Below are 14,232 nucleotides of genomic sequence, written 5' to 3' on the forward strand. Positions count from 1 at the left end.
GTTGTCAGACCCCCGTGCGATGCTCGGGACTGTGGAGACCAGGTCCGTGAGTCCCGTTTTCGTCGGCCGTGGCGACGAGTTGGACATGCTGAAGGACGCGCTCGCCGGCGCCGCGGCCGGCGAGCCGCAGGCGTTGCTGATCGGCGGTGAGGCCGGGGTCGGCAAGACACGGCTCGTCGAGGAGTTCGCCGCCGCGGCGGGCCGGCAGGGCGCGGTCGTCGCGCTCGGCGGCTGTGTCGAGATCGGCGCCGACGGACTGCCCTTCGCCTCCTTCTCCGCCGCGCTGCGCGCCCTGCGCCGCGCCCTGCCCGGCGAACTGGCCGCCGCGGCCCAGGGACAGGAGGAGGACCTGGCCCGGCTGCTGCCGGAGATGGGCGAAACACCCACCGCCCGGACCCCTGGCCGGTCCACCGCCCGGACCACCGGCCGGGACGACGAGCAGGGCATGGCCCGCCTCTTCGAAATCACCGCACGCCTCCTGGAGCGCGTCGCCGCCGACCACACGGTCGTCGTCGCGCTGGAGGACCTGCACTGGGCCGACGCCTCCACCCGGCACCTCCTCGCCTATCTGTTCCGCACGCTGCGTACCGGCCGCCTCCTCGTCCTCGCCACCTACCGCTCCGACGACATCCACCGCCGCCACCCACTGCGCCCCCTGCTCGCCGAACTCGACCGGCTGCGCACGATCCGCCGGATCGAACTCGGCCGGTTCAGCCGCGAGGAAGTCGGCCGCCAGATCGCCGGCATCCTCGCCGCCGAACCCGACCCCGCCCAGGTCGACGAGATCTTCCAGCGCTCCGACGGCAATGCCTTCTTCGTCGAGGAACTCGCCGTCTCCGCCGCCGAGGGCTGCCGCACCGGGCTCACCGACTCCCTGCGCGATCTGCTCCTGGTCCGGGTCGAGTGCCTGCCCGAGAGCGCCCAGCGGGTCGCCCGGATCGTCGCCGAGGGCGGCTCCGCCGTCGAGTACCGGCTGCTCGCCGCGATCGCCGGGCTCGCCGAGGACGACCTGATCGACGCGCTGCGGGCCGCCGTGAACGCCAACATCCTCAGCGCCGCCCCCGACAAGGACGGCTACCGCTTCCGCCACTCCCTGGTCCGCGAGGCCGTCGGCGACGACCTGCTGCCCGGCGAGCGCTCCCGGCTCAACCGCCGCTACGCCGAAGCCCTGGAGGCCGATCCCACCCTCGTCCCCGCCGACGAGCGCGTCATGCGCCTGGCCAGCTACTGGTACCACGCCCACGACGCCGCCAAGGCCCTGCCCGCCGTCCTCGCCGCCTCCGTCACGGCCCGCCGCCGACACGCCCACGCCGAGCAACTGCGGCTCCTGGAACGGGCGATGGAGCTGTGGGACACCGCCCCCGAGGAGATCCGGGCCACGCTGCGCCCCGTCGACTACACCGAGGTCTATCCCCCCTGCGGCTGCGACCCCGCCACCACGCCCCTGCGCTCCCTCGACCTGATGGCCGAGGCCGCCGTCGCCGGGCGGCTGTGCGGGGAGCGGGAACGCGCCCTGAAGATCACCAAGCGGGCGCTGCGGCTGCTGGAGGACGAGGGAGACGCCCTGCGCGCCGCCTGGTTCTGGAACCAGCGGGCCCGGCTGGTCCAGGCCCTGGCCCGCGGCGACGGATGGCGGGAACTGGCCACCGCCCAGGACCTGGTACGCGGCCTGCCGCCCTCCGAGGTGCATGCCGAGGTCCTCGCGACGGTGGCCAACTGGTGGATGCTGCACGACCCGGGCCCCGATGCGCTCATCTCGGCCGAGCGGGCCGTGGAGTACGCACGCATGGTGGGCGCCCGCGACATCGAGATGAACGCACGGCTGACGCTCGGCGGGCTGCTGGTCGACGCGGGTGACATCGAGGCCGGACTCGCGGAGGTGCACCGGGTCAAGGAGCAGGTGGAGACGCTCGGCGCCGCGTCCGTGATGGCGCGCGTGTATGTGAATCTGCCCTCCCACCTGGAAGGGATAGGCCGCTCGCAAGAGGCCGTCCCGCTCCTTGAGGAAGGCATCGAATTCACCCGGAGACTGCGCCTGCTGGACAGCGAGGCCTGGGTGTGGGGCAACCTCTCCGATTCCCTCTTCTCCCTGGGCCGTTGGGACGAGGCCGGGGAGGCCGCCACCAGCTCGGAGCGGGTCAGCCTGAGCGCCAAGCCCCGCGGCATGTACGCCACACGGCACGCCGGACTCGCCCTTGAACGCGGTGATCTGGCCGAGGCCGCCCGCCAACTGGCCGCAGCCCGGGGGCATTTCGGCGCCCATGAGAGCGCCCCCCAGTACACGCTGCCCCTGGCCCACATCGCCATCGGCATCGCGGCCGGCCAGGGCCGCCTCCGCGACGCCCGTGCCGAACTCGGGCGCGTCCTGGACACCGGATTCCCACCCGGCACCCAGCGCTACGCCTGGCCGCTGCTGCTCACCTCCGCCACCGCGGAGGCCGACGCGTGCGGCCTGCCCGCCCCCGATGCGGGCCGGGCCGAGATCCTCGACCGCATCCGCACCGCCGCCAAGTCCCTGGCGACGAACGTCCCCATCTGGCAGGCGTACGAACGCTGGGTCCGCGCCGAACTGCTGCGGGCCGAGGCGCGCAGCACCCCGGACGACTGGTCCGAGACGGTCACCGCCTTCGAACGCCTCGACCGGCCCTACGATCTCGCCCGCGTCCGGTACCGCCTCGCCGAGGCCCTGCTGCCGCACGGCGGCGACGACGAGCGTGACCGGGCCGCCGAACTGCTCCGCCTGGCCCGTGCCGTCGCCGGCCATCTCGGCGCCCGCCCGCTGGCCGACAGGGCCGCGCTGCTCGCCCAGCGCGCCCGCCTCAGCCTGACCCACACCCCCAAGCAGCCGCTGGCTCCCGCCGACCCCGCCGAGGCCCTCGGCCTCACCGGCCGGGAACGCGACGTCCTGCGCCTGGTCTCCGCCGGCCGCACCAACCGCCAGATCGCCGAGGAGCTCTTCATCTCCCCCAAGACCGCCAGCGTCCACGTCTCCAACATCCTGTCCAAGCTCGGCGTCTCAGGCAGGGGAGAGGCGGCGGCGGTGGCACATCGGCTGGGACTGTTCGCCCCCGACTCCGTCCCGGGCGCCCCCGGCGCCACCCCCCTTTCCGGCTGCTGAGTGAGGCGCCCCGCGCCCGGTGCACGGCCCCGGGAGGCCCTTCTCACGCCCCGCTCTCCGGCATCGGGTGCGGCGTACGCTGTAAGGGACCGGCAGGGAGGCGCGGTGTTCAATATGTTCGAGGAGCTTTTCGCTCCGGGCCGCAAGCACACCCGCGACGAGCAGAACCGGCTGGAACTGACCCGGGAGGACGTCGGCGACGGGGACCCCGGGCGCGGTCCGATAGATCTCGCCTCGGGGAAGGTCGTCGTACGGCCGCCGAAGCCGGACGAGGACGATGGCTGTGGCGATGACGACTCCGCCGAGGAGTGAGCGCCGGTCTACTTCACCCGCACCTCCAGGATCCGGTCGTCACCGCCGGACGGAGAACCCCGCCCGTCCGTCTCGCTCGTCACCAGCCACAGCTTGTCGCTGCCCGCCGAGACCACCGTGCGCAGCCGGCCGTACTCGCCTTCGAGGAAGGCCTGGGGGTCGGCCGAGGCCTCGGTGCCCTTCAGGGGGATGCGCCACAGGCGTTCGCCTTTCAGGCCCGCCATCCAGACGGAGCCCTCGGCGTAGGCGATGCCGCTGGGGGAGGCGTCGTCCGTGGCCCACTGGGCTATGGGGTTGTGGTACGCGGCGTTGTCGGACGTGCCCTCGGCTTCCGGCCACCCGTAGTTGTCGCCCGGCTTGATCGCGTTCAGCTCGTCCCAGGTGTCCTGGCCGAACTCGGCGGCGAACAGGCGCTGTTCGGAGTCCCAGGCGAGGCCCTGCACATTGCGGTGGCCGTAGGAGTACACGGGCGAGTTCGAGAACGGGTTGCCCGGTGCCGGTTCGCCCTCCGGGGTCAGGCGGAGGATCTTGCCGCCCAGGGAGTCCTCGTCCTGGGACAGGCCCTCCTCACCGCTCTCGCCCGTGCCCGCGTACAGCATCCTGTCCGGGCCGAAGGCGATCCGGCCGCCGTTGTGGATGAAGCCCTTGGGGATGCCCCGGAAGATCGTGTCGGGTGCGCCGAGCTGTTCGCCGGACGCCTTGTCCTCCTCGTACAGCATGCGGACGATGCGGTTGTCCGAGGCCGAGGTGAAGTACGCGTAGATCATGTGGTCCGAGGCGTAGTCCGGGGAGAGCGCGAGGCCCATGAGGCCGCCCTCTCCGGCCGGGGACACCCCGGGCACCTCGCCCAGCTCGGTCTTCCTGCCCGTCTCCGTGTCGACCCGGGTGATCGTGGCCTCGTCGCGCGAGGAGACCAGCAGGTCGCCGTCCGGGAGCGGGGCAAGGCCCCACGGCGAGTCCAGGTCCTCGGTGACCGTGCGCACGACGTTCACCGAGCCCTTGGCCGGCGGGGTGGCGTCGGCGGCCTGTCCCGAAGGCGGGGACTGAGGGCTCGTACCGTTCGATGACGCGCTCTCCTCGCCGCCCGACGATCCCGAGCCTCCGTCGTCGGAGGAGCAGCCGGCTGTCAGCAGGAGTGTGGCCGCGGCCACTGCGGCCGCCACAGCTCGACGTTGCACGATCATGGTCCCTTCGACGCGGCGAGTTCTACTTTTCATACACCGCTCGCGCGACACAGGTTCCCGATCGAAGAATCCCGAATCGTCGTCGCACGGCGAGATTCCACGCATCAGCCCCGGCGCACGTCGACGCGTCCGGACCCGCTTCTCAGTCCCAGGATCCCCGCGCCACCGGCAGCTCCGCCACTTCCGCCAGGTCGTGCGCCGTGAGCCGTACCCCGGCAGCCGCCGCGTTCTCCGCCACCCAGCGCTCCTGCTTGGCGCCCGGCACCGCGACCACGTGCCGCCCCTGGGCCAGCGCCCACGCCAGGGCCACCTGGGCGGGTGTGACGTCCTCGCCGTGGCGGTGCGCCACCCGGCGCAGACCGGCCACGATCGGCTGGTTCGCGGCCATCATCTCGGCCGTGAAGCGCGGGTGGCGGGCCCGGACGTCGTCCGGTTCGAAGCCCTCGCCGGGTGTCAGCGTGCCGGTCAGGAAGCCGTTGCCGAGCGGCATCGCCGCCAGGAAGCCGACGCCGCGCGTTTCGCACCACGGCAGCAGTGCCGCCAGCGCATCCGGCGACCACACCGACAGCTCCGCCTGCACCGCGCTCACCGGGAACACCTGCTGCACCCGCTGCAACTGCCGGACCGTGGCGTCGTGCAGCCCGGCCCCCGGCCGCCGCCCGGAGCGCGCGCCGACCGCGCACAGCCCCAACGCCCGTACCTTTCCGGCCTGGACCAGCCCAGCCATCGCGCCCCAGGTCTCCTCGACCGGAACCTCCGGGTCCGCTCGATGCAGCTGGTAGAGGTCGATGTAGTCGGTCTGCAGTCGCCGCAGCGACGCGTCGCACGCCCGCTTCACATAGCCCGGCCGCCCGTTGGCCACGACGTGCTGCTCGCCGACCAGCAGGCCCACCTTGGTCGACACGAAGGCGTCCTCGCGGCGCTCCTTGAGCACCCGCCCCACCAGCAGTTCATTGGTGAACGGGCCGTACATGTCGGCCGTGTCCAGCAGGGTCGAGCCCAGATCGAGCGCCCGGTGCACGGCCCTGAGCGATTCGTCCCCCCGCTGCCGCGAGCCGCTGTACGCCCAGCTCATCGGCATGCACCCGAGTCCGACGGCCCCCACCGCGAGCGCCGCCGCCCCGATCGTCCTGCGCTCCACCTGCCCGCAACCCTCCCTCTTCCGCGCCCCCCAACCTAACCTCTGCGCCGTCGCACCCCTGACCGGGACCTGCCCGGCGGAGCCCGCCGCCGCGCGGCCCGCGCTTCGGGCGGACGACGGGAACGTGCCGCCAGGCCCTGAGCGGCCCTGATGGCATCGGCTGCAGTCGGCCGACGGCAGATCACGGCACTTCCCGCGGAGCGCTTAGCCTCCTGGCATGACTGCTGACGTGTGGCTGCCCATCCCGCCGGAAGAGATCGAAGGGCTCCCGGAAGGGCCGAACTACCGCTTCTGGGACGGTGGCGAGGACTTCCCCGCGGACCCCGCGGACTGCGTCTTCTACGTGGTGCCCTATATGAAGGCCCCCGAGCTCGGACAGCGCCCGCTGCCCGGGATGACGTCCGTACAGGTCGTGCAGACCCTGTCCGCCGGCATCGACCACGTGGAGCCGGGGCTGAAGCATCTGCGCCCCGGCGTACGGCTGTGCAACGCGCGCGGGGTGCACGAGGCGAGCACCGCCGAACTCACGCTCACCCTGATCCTCGCCTCGCTGCGCGGGGTCCCCGACTTCGTGCGGGCGCAGGACCGGGGCGAGTGGCTGGGCGGGTTCCGGCCCGCACTGGCCGACAAGAACGTGCTGATCGTGGGATACGGCTCGATCGGCGCCGCCATCGAGGACCGGCTCGCGCCTTTTGAACTCGCGCGGGTGGCGCGCGTCGCGCGCTCTCAGCGCACCATGGCGCGCGGCCTGGTGCACCCGCTCACCGAACTGCCCGCGCTGCTGCCCGAGGCAGACGTCGTCATCCTGTCCACGCCGCTCACCGAAAACACTCGCCACCTGGTCAATTCCGACTTCCTGGCCCGGATGAAGGACGGCGCGCTCCTCGTCAACGTCGCCCGCGGCGCAGTCGTCGACACCAAGGCCCTGCTCGCCGAAGTGGAGCGCCGCCGCATCACCGCCGCCCTCGACGTCACCGACCCCGAACCGCTGCCTCGCGAGCACCCCCTGTGGCGCGCGCCCGGCGTGCTCATCAGCCCCCACGTCGGCGGGCCCACATCCGCCTTCCTGCCGCGCGCCGAGCGGCTTCTGAGGGACCAGTTGAGCCGCTTCCTGAACCATCGCCCGCTGCGGAACGTGATCCTTACGACAGGCGCGACCGGCATACGGCCGACGGATGCCACGAGCGCACAGCAGCCGGACGAAACGGGCACGTAATCCGCTTCGGGTACCCTCCGCAATCCTCCGAACGCGGTACGTGCCCGTATCGCCGCTGGTCGTCACGGAGCGTAGAGAAGCTATGTCCCTGAGTGACGAGACTGGTGTATCGTCCCGACAGGGGATGCGCCGCGGACCGTTCGGCGCCGGGGATGGATATTTCAGACTGTGAGGGGGGCGACGGGCGATGCACGGCCTATGCACGAACGATCCGACGCGACGGAGCCGCCGACGGCGACCCTGGCGCACGGCCGCGCGCAGACGCGGCCACCACGCCAGTCACCACAGCCATCACCACCGCAGGCACAGCGGCCGCAGGAGGCATACGCACCGGGACCCCCGGGGCCCGGGAGCGACGCGGACCGGGAGGGCCCGGTGACCTCGCCGCTGTCCTCCACGACCACCCTCGACGCAGCGCTGCGCGCGCAGCGTCCGAGGCGGGCGCTGCCGACCGGGCCACCGTCCTGCGGCGGCGGGTCGAGCCTGGTCCTCCAACTGTCACTGGCCCTGGTGTGCGCGGGATACGCCGTCGGTTCCGCGCTCGGCTGGGGCTCGCACCAAGTCGCGCTGATCATGGGCGACTTCGGTCTGAGCGCCGCGGCGGCCGCCGCGGCCGTGTCCTGCTTTCTCTACGCCCGAAACCGGCAGATCCGGTTTCGGCTCGCCTGGCTGCTGTTCGCGCTCTCCTCGGCGATGGCGGCCCTCGGCAACCTGGTCTGGGGGTGGTACGAGGTGGTCCTCGGCCAGCCCGTACCCAGCCCCAGCTACGCCGATCTGTTCTTCCTGTGCTTCGCCCCGCCCGCCATCGTGGGCCTGCTGGTCCTCGCCAAACGGCCGGTGACGAAGGCGGGGTGGGTCTGCCTGGTCCTCGACGCCTGGCTGATCGGCGGCTCGCTGCTGACGCTGTCGTGGAGCCTCGCGCTCGCCCAGGCGGCCAAGTCCGAGGGATCGAGCGTGGCGCACACCGCGCTGTCGCTGGCCTACCCGCTGCTGGACATCGTCCTGGTCAGCATGGTGCTCGCCCTGCACTTCCGGCGCTCCTCCGGGAACCGCACCGCCGTGAACACCGCGATCGGCGCGCTCGCCCTGACGGTGATGTGCGACGCCCTGTTCACCTCACCGCTGCTGCACTACACGTACCGTTCGGGCCAGTTGCTGGACGCGGGGTGGTTCGCCGGCTCGCTGCTCCTGGCGTACGCCCCCTGGGCCGCGCCGCGGCGCGGGCAGGCGGAGGACGAGGGGCACACGCGCGTGGTGCACGAGCACGTGCCCGGACAGCGGGGCGGCGGCCATCACCACGCACCCCCGCAGGGGGGTGATCTCAGCCGGTACCCCGCCGCCCGGCCCATCGCCGGTTCCCTGGCCGCCCTCACGCCGTATCTCGCCGCCGCGGTCTGCACCCTGGGGATCCTCTACAACGTCCTCAACGGCCGCAGCGTCGACCGCGTGGTGCTTCTCACCGGTGGCACCGTCGTGCTCGCCCTCGTGGTGCGCCAGGGCATCATGCTGCTCGACAACATCACCCTCACCCAGGAACTGGCGCAGAAGGAGAACCACTTCCGGTCCCTGGTGCAGGGCTCCAGCGACGTCATCATGATCGCCGCACCCAACGGCATCCTCCGGTACGTCTCCCCGGCCGCCGCCGGGGTCTACGGCCGCCCCGCCGAGGACCTCGTGGGCACGGAACTGGCCGATCTCATCCACCCGGAGGACCTGGGCTGCGTGGTGCACGAGGTGCGCCGCTTCCTCGCCGCCAGCCCACTCGAAGAACCCACTACGCGCATCGAGTGCCGCTTCAAGGCCGGCGACGGCGACGGCGGCTGGCTCAATGTCGAGTCCACCGTCAACCGTCACCACGGCGGACTCATCTTCAACAGCCGGGACGTCACCGAAAGAGTGCGCCTGCAGGCGCAGCTCCAGCACAACGCCGAGCACGACCCGCTCACCGACCTGCCCAACCGCGCCCTGTTCACCCGGCGCGTCCAGCAGGCCCTGTCCGGCCGTCGCGCCTCCGACCGGGGCGCCTCACTCGCCGGTACGGCGGTCCTCTTCATCGACCTCGACGGCTTCAAGGCCGTCAACGACACCATCGGGCACCAGGCCGGGGACGAGCTGCTCGTCCAGGCCGCCCGCAGACTCCAGGACGGCGTCCGGCAGGGCGATACCGCGGCCCGGCTGGGCGGCGACGAGTTCGCGGCCCTGATCGTCGGCGACGGCACCCGTGACCGTGCCTCTCGCCAACGCCACATACTGGAGCTCGCCGACCGCCTCAGGGTCACGCTCTCGCAGCCGTATGCCATCGACGGCAACGATGTCCGGGTCGCCGCGTCCATCGGGGTCGCCTTCGCCGAGGCCGGCCTGGGCGCGGGCGAGATCCTGCGCAACGCCGACCTGGCCATGTACCGCGCCAAGGCGGCCGGCAAGGGCCGCGTGGAGCTGTACGCACCGCAGATGCAGCAGGACGTCGTACGAAAGGCGGAGCTGGCCACGCGCCTGCGGGCCGCGCTGAACGACGGCGAGTTCGCGCTGCTGCACCAACCCGTCGTCTGTCTGGAGAACGGCCGGATCACATCGGTCGCCGCGCAGGCGCGCTGGCGCTCCTCGCAGGGCGTGCTGTTCACCCCGGCCGAGTTCCTCCGGGTCGCCGAGGACGGCGACAAGACCCAGGAGCTGGGCCGCTGGATCCTGGAGGAGGCCGTCGAGCAGGCCGCCGAGCGGGCCGCGACGGGGTCGGCCGTCCCGGTGACCGTACGGGTGGGCGCCCGGCGCCTGCTGGACCGGTCGATGCCGCTCGGCTCGATCGAGGCGCTGCTCACCCGGCACGGGTTGCCGCCCGGGGCGCTGGTGATCGAGTTGGCGGACACCGATGCGCGGGTGTCCCTGGACGAGCTGGAGCGACGCCTGGGGGTATTGCACCGGCTGGGTGTCCGGATCGCGCTCGACGGCTTCGGCAGCGGATACGCATCGCTCGCCGCGCTCAGGCGGCTTCCCGTCGACGTACTGAAACTCGACCGCTCCCTGGTCGAGGGCGTCGTCGAGTCGGCACGGCTGCACAAGATCACCAGTGGGCTGCTGCGGATCGCCGGTGATCTGGGGCTGCAGTCGGTGGCGGACGGCGTGGACCTTCCGGAGCAGGTCGTGGCGTTGCGCGCGATGGGCTGCACGCACGGGCAGGGCATGGCCTTCTCCGGTCCGCTGGACGAGTACCGGCTGCGCAGAGCGCTGGCTTCCGGCCACTATCCGGTACCGAACGGTCCGGCTGAGCCCGCGTTCGCCGGGGGCGTGAGAGAACCGCAGGGGCGCGTCGGAGGTGAACGGACCGTGGAAAGGGGCTCGGGGGTGTACACCAGTGGTGTCCCCGCTGTCCTCGGAGGCGGCAGTGCCCTTCGTTCACATAATGAGACTCCCGTCCCACCAGCTTGACATGCGGTGTCTGCCGGGGAGAGGGTCTGTGCCATGCGCACCCGAATTCTCGTACTTGGAAAGCGCGTCGGCTGAAGCTGAGCCCCTGACCGCTCAGCGACCCCTCCCGGCGCGCTCCCCTCGCTTGCCTTACGGCACGAGGGGTTTTTTGTTGCACAGGCACCTGTCGTACAGCAGCCGCACACCGCACGAACTTCGCAAAAACCCTCAGCATCGAGAAGAGAATGACGATGACCGAGCAGGCCACCGGGGCCCAACACCCGCAGCCGCGGCCCCGATCCGGAGGACAACAGTCCGCCCCCGAGCGCGTCACGGGTGCGCAGTCCCTCATCCGCTCTCTCGAGGAGGTCGGCGCCGACACGGTATTCGGCATCCCCGGCGGCGCGATCCTTCCGGCGTACGACCCGCTGATGGACTCAGGCAAGGTCCGCCACGTCCTGGTCCGGCACGAGCAGGGCGCCGGCCACGCCGCCACCGGTTACGCGCAGGTCACCGGCAAGGTCGGTGTCTGCATGGCGACCTCAGGGCCCGGTGCCACCAACCTGGTCACGCCGATCGCCGACGCCCACATGGACTCCGTGCCGCTGGTCGCGATCACCGGGCAGGTCGCCTCCAAGGCGATCGGCACGGACGCCTTCCAGGAGGCGGACATCGTCGGCATCACCATGCCGATCACCAAGCACAACTTCCTGGTCACCAAGGCCGACGACATCCCACGGGTGATCGCGCAGGCGTTCCACGTCGCCTCCACCGGCCGCCCCGGCCCGGTCCTGGTCGACATCGCCAAGGACGCCCTCCAGGCGCAGACCACCTTCTCCTGGCCGCCCGCCATGGACCTGCCCGGCTACCGGCCCGTCACCAAGCCGCACGCCAAGCAGATCCGTGAGGCCGCCAAGCTGATCACCTCCGCACGGCGACCCGTCCTGTACGTCGGCGGCGGCGTCCTCAAGGCGCAGGCCACCGCGGAGCTGAAGGTCCTCGCGGAGCTCACCGGAGCGCCCGTCACCACCACCCTGATGGCGCTCGGCGCATTCCCCGACAGCCACCCGCTGCACGTGGGAATGCCGGGCATGCACGGTTCGGTCACCGCCGTCACCGCGCTGCAGAAGGCCGACCTGATCGTCGCCCTCGGAGCCCGCTTCGACGACCGCGTCACCGGCAAGCTGGACAGCTTCGCCCCGCACGCCAAGATCGTCCACGCCGACATCGACCCGGCTGAGATCGGCAAGAACCGCGCCGCCGACGTGCCGATCGTCGGTGACGCCCGCGAGGTCATCGCCGATCTGATCCAGGCGGTCCAGAAGGAGCACAGCGAGGGCAACCAGGGTGACTACACCGCCTGGTGGACCGACCTGAAGCGCTGGCGCGAGACGTACCCGCTCGGCTACGACCACCCCGACAACGGCTCGCTCTCCCCCCAGCACGTCATCGAGCGCATCGGACAGCTCGCCCCCGAGGGCACGATCTTCGCCGCGGGCGTCGGCCAGCACCAGATGTGGGCCGCGCACTACATCGAGTACGACAAGCCCGCGACCTGGCTGAACTCGGGCGGCGCCGGGACGATGGGCTACGCGGTCCCGGCCGCGATGGGTGCCAAGGCCGGAGCCCCGGAGAAGACCGTCTGGGCGATCGACGGCGACGGGTGCTTCCAGATGACCAATCAGGAGCTGACCACCTGCGCCCTGAACAACATCCCGATCAAGGTCGCCATCATCAACAACGGCGCCCTCGGGATGGTCCGCCAGTGGCAGACCCTGTTCTACAACCAGCGCTACTCCAACACGGTCCTGCACTCCGGTCCCGACGACGTCAACCCGGAGGCCAGGGGCACCCGCGTCCCTGACTTCGTGAAGCTGTCGGAGGCCATGGGCTGCCACGCGATCCGCTGCGAGTCCCCGGACGAGCTGGACAAGGTCATCGAGGAGGCGAACTCGATCAACGACCGCCCGGTCGTCATCGACTTCATCGTCCACGAGGACGCGATGGTGTGGCCGATGGTCGCCGCCGGCACCTCCAACGACGAGATCATGGCCGCCCGGGACGTCCGCCCCGACTTCGGCGACAACGAAGACGACTGAGAGCCGCAGGTAAAGGAAGCAGACCCATGTCCAAGCACACGCTCTCCGTCCTGGTGGAGAACACGCCGGGCATCCTCGCCCGGATCGCCGCCCTGTTCTCCCGCCGCGGCTTCAACATCGACTCGCTCGCGGTCGGCGTCACCGAGCACCCCGACATCTCCCGCATCACCATCGTGGTGGGCGTCGAGGACCTGCCGCTGGAGCAGGTGACCAAGCAGCTCAACAAGCTCGTCAACGTGCTGAAGATCGTCGAGCTGGAGCCCGGTTCGGCGGTTCAGCGCGAACTCGTTCTGGTGAAGGTGCGCGCCGACAACGAGACCCGCTCCCAGATCGTCGAGATCGTCCAGCTGTTCCGTGCCAAGACCGTCGACGTCTCCCCGGAGGCCGTCACCATCGAGGCCACCGGCAGCGGCGAGAAGCTGTCCGCCATGCTCAAGATGCTGGAGCCGTACGGCATCAAGGAGCTGGTCCAGTCCGGCACGATCGCGATCGGACGCGGTGCGCGTTCGATCACGGACCGGTCGCTGCGCGCCCTGGACCGGTCCGCGTAACGACGGATCCGGGCGGCCGGGGGACACCGGCCGCCCGTATACCGAGACCCGCAGACTTCACCTCAGCCCGCCGTCATACGGTGGGACGCAACACCTGCACACAAGGAGAGAACCCAAAGTGGCCGAGCTGTTCTACGACGCCGACGCCGACCTGTCCATCATCCAGGGCCGCAAGGTCGCGGTCATCGGTTACGGCAGCCAGGGCCACGCCCACGCGCTGTCGCTGCGTGACTCGGGTGTCGACGTCCGGGTCGGTCTGCACGAGGGCTCCAAGTCCAAGGCGAAGGCCGAGGAGCAGGGGCTGCGCGTGGTGACCCCGGCCGAGGCCGCCGCCGAGGCCGACGTCATCATGATCCTGGTCCCGGACCCGATCCAGGCCCAGGTCTACGAGGAGTCCGTAAAGGACAACCTCAAGGACGGCGACGCCCTGTTCTTCGGCCACGGCCTGAACATCCGCTTCGACCTCATCAAGCCGCCGGCCGGCATCGACGTCTGCATGGTCGCCCCCAAGGGCCCGGGCCACCTCGTCCGCCGCCAGTACGAGGAGGGCCGCGGCGTTCCCTGCATCGCCGCCGTCGAGCAGGACGCGACCGGCAACGCCTTCGCGCTGGCCCTGTCGTACGCCAAGGGCATCGGTGGCACCCGCGCCGGCGTCATCAAGACGACGTTCACCGAGGAGACCGAGACCGACCTGTTCGGTGAGCAGGCCGTCCTCTGCGGTGGTACGGCCGCGCTGGTCAAGGCCGGTTTCGAGACGCTGACCGAGGCGGGCTACCAGCCGGAGATCGCGTACTTCGAGTGCCTGCACGAGCTGAAGCTGATCGTCGACCTCATGTACGAGGGCGGCCTGGAGAAGATGCGCTGGTCCGTCTCCGAGACCGCCGAGTGGGGCGACTACGTCACCGGGCCGCGGATCATCACCGACGCCACCAAGGCCGAGATGAAGAAGATCCTCGCGGAGATCCAGGACGGCACGTTCGCCCGTGAGTGGATGGCCGAGTACCACGGCGGTCTGAAGAAGTACAACGAGTACAAGCAGCAGGACGCCGAGTCCCTCCTTGAGACCACCGGCAAGGAGCTGCGCAAGCTCATGAGCTGGGTGAACGACGAGGAGGCGTGAGTCCTGCCCGCGGCGGTACCCTCGGCTGGGGGTACCGCCGCGGGGCTGTGCCCCGGACCCGTACAAAGGGAGTTTCACGTCCGGGTGAT

9 protein-coding genes are annotated in these 14,232 nt (G+C 71.1%); 7 read left to right on the plus strand and 2 right to left on the minus strand.

Features of this window, described 5'->3' with window-relative positions:
• Window positions 1-19 precede the first annotated feature (19 nt).
• A complete protein-coding gene (locus GFH49_RS41235) occupies window positions 20-3,118 on the plus strand; it encodes a helix-turn-helix transcriptional regulator (protein ID WP_196218117.1) in 3,099 nt (1,032 codons plus the stop codon).
• Window positions 3,119-3,223: 105 nt separating this feature from the next.
• Window positions 3,224-3,430: a DUF6191 domain-containing protein gene (locus GFH49_RS24620; RefSeq protein ID WP_155058262.1), complete on the plus strand. Its 207-nt coding sequence runs from the start codon at window positions 3,224-3,226 to the stop codon at window positions 3,428-3,430.
• A gap of 8 nt (window positions 3,431-3,438) precedes the next feature.
• Here GFH49_RS24620 and GFH49_RS24625 read toward each other — a convergent pair whose 3' ends face one another.
• Complete coding sequence (locus tag GFH49_RS24625) at window positions 3,439-4,647, minus strand: PQQ-dependent sugar dehydrogenase (RefSeq protein WP_155058263.1); 1,209 nt, start codon at window positions 4,645-4,647, stop codon at window positions 3,439-3,441.
• Window positions 4,648-4,756: 109 nt separating this feature from the next.
• Complete coding sequence (locus GFH49_RS24630) at window positions 4,757-5,755, minus strand: aldo/keto reductase (RefSeq protein ID WP_155058264.1); 999 nt, start codon at window positions 5,753-5,755, stop codon at window positions 4,757-4,759.
• 217 nt (window positions 5,756-5,972) lie between these two features.
• Between GFH49_RS24630 and GFH49_RS24635 the strand changes: the two genes are divergently transcribed.
• The 5 genes from GFH49_RS24635 (at window position 5,973) to ilvC (ending at window position 14,143) form a co-directional block, all read left to right on the plus strand.
• Window positions 5,973-6,971, plus strand: coding sequence for a 2-hydroxyacid dehydrogenase (locus tag GFH49_RS24635; protein WP_155058265.1), 999 nt, complete (start codon window positions 5,973-5,975; stop codon window positions 6,969-6,971).
• A gap of 375 nt (window positions 6,972-7,346) precedes the next feature.
• Window positions 7,347-10,394 (plus strand): putative bifunctional diguanylate cyclase/phosphodiesterase, encoded by a 3,048-nt coding sequence (locus GFH49_RS24640; RefSeq protein ID WP_196218118.1) that lies wholly within the window; start codon window positions 7,347-7,349, stop codon window positions 10,392-10,394.
• Window positions 10,395-10,624: 230 nt separating this feature from the next.
• Window positions 10,625-12,472, plus strand: coding sequence for an acetolactate synthase large subunit (locus GFH49_RS24645; protein ID WP_196218121.1), 1,848 nt, complete (start codon window positions 10,625-10,627; stop codon window positions 12,470-12,472).
• Between the two features lie 26 nt (window positions 12,473-12,498).
• On the plus strand, window positions 12,499-13,023 hold the full coding sequence (gene ilvN / locus GFH49_RS24650) for an acetolactate synthase small subunit (protein WP_062708926.1): 525 nt from the start codon (window positions 12,499-12,501) through the stop codon (window positions 13,021-13,023).
• Window positions 13,024-13,141: 118 nt separating this feature from the next.
• Window positions 13,142-14,143 (plus strand): ketol-acid reductoisomerase, encoded by a 1,002-nt coding sequence (ilvC, locus tag GFH49_RS24655; protein ID WP_155058268.1) that lies wholly within the window; start codon window positions 13,142-13,144, stop codon window positions 14,141-14,143.
• The last annotated feature ends 89 nt before the right edge of the window (window positions 14,144-14,232 follow it).

Origin of the sequence: Streptomyces blattellae (genome assembly GCF_009709555.1) — a bacterium.
Classification (GTDB): Bacteria; Actinomycetota; Actinomycetes; order Streptomycetales; family Streptomycetaceae; genus Streptomyces; species Streptomyces blattellae.